The 910-nt window shown below is 41.5% G+C and carries 3 protein-coding genes; all 3 read left to right on the forward strand.

Annotated elements, in window-relative coordinates; all coding sequences use genetic code 11:
* The first annotated feature begins 6 nt into the window (after nt 1–6).
* Nucleotides 7–150, forward strand: coding sequence for a phage nozzle protein (locus N1032_RS28630; protein ID WP_456319124.1), 144 nt, complete (start codon nt 7–9; stop codon nt 148–150).
* Between the two features lie 41 nt (nt 151–191).
* The gene (locus N1032_RS24195; protein WP_259543026.1) at nt 192–662 is read left to right on the forward strand and encodes a phage protein Gp13 family protein; all 471 of its coding nucleotides are present in this window, start codon (nt 192–194) and stop codon (nt 660–662) included.
* Nucleotides 663–687: 25 nt separating this feature from the next.
* Nucleotides 688–910 (forward strand): virion core protein, T7 gp14 family (locus N1032_RS24200; protein WP_259543027.1); only part of this gene is annotated, 223 nt, incomplete at its 3' end.

Below are 910 nucleotides of genomic sequence, written 5' to 3' on the forward strand. Positions count from 1 at the left end.
CTAACCTTGCCTACTGGTCAGTTCAGATTCCCTTGTCAGGGTTCTGCTACTCAGACAGAGGTGAGTGTTATTTCAGATACTGCTAACCCTATCTCAATCATTGGTTGTGGTTGGGAAGCTGTTCACGTTCGTCGTAGTTCAGGTATCTAATGATTGCGGGGTTTATCCCCGCTTTCTTTTTCGGAGGTAGAATGCACATTCGTAAAGCTACAGAAGAAGATGTTCATAACTTCATTCATCACGTAAGTGAGTCAGATGTAGCAGAGTTTGATGCTCGACAACCTCATCGTAATCTCCTTGAAGTTATGCTAGAGCATCTAGATGATAACTCCGTGGTCTGTGTAGACGATGAAGGTTTCATTTATGCTTATGGTGGTAACGAAGAAAACTGTGTTTGGTTCTTAACTTCTCAAGCTTTGACAGACAGTTCAACAGCGACGAAGAAGGAGTTTATCAAACAGATATCTTCTCACAGGGATTCACTGTTAAAACAGTATGATTACCTATTCAACTTTGTGTGGAGTGAGAACCTTTTACACAAACATTTCCTCAAATCTTTAGGCGCTATTTTCCTTGAAAATCAAGGGTTTAACAGTGAATACACTGCTGAAAGGTTTGAACTATTCACTATTTCATCCCCCAAGGAGGTGCCACTTGTGTGAGCCTACTACTATCACAATGGGTGTAATGGCTGCTGGTTCGTTGGCTGGGGCAGCTATGTCTGCAAAAGACAAGGCTAAACAAGCTGGATTGGCTGAGGATGCTCAACGTAAACAGAAGCTTGAGATTATCAAGCAGACGAATATCCAGAACCAAGACACCATCCTTCAAGATAAACAGAACTTGATTGATACTATGTCACAGATGAGTTCTAACAACCTACAAGGTATCAAGAATCTTGGTATGGTTA

The sequence above is a fragment of the Herbiconiux daphne genome (genome assembly GCF_024979295.1).
GTDB classification, from domain to species: domain Bacteria; phylum Actinomycetota; class Actinomycetes; order Actinomycetales; family Microbacteriaceae; genus Herbiconiux; species Herbiconiux daphnes.

What these genes read in the sequence shown, in the direction of transcription:
- N1032_RS24195 (WP_259543026.1), top strand. Translation starts at nt 192, where the DNA reads ATGCACATTCGTAAAGCTACAGAAGAAGATGTTCATAACTTCATTCAT.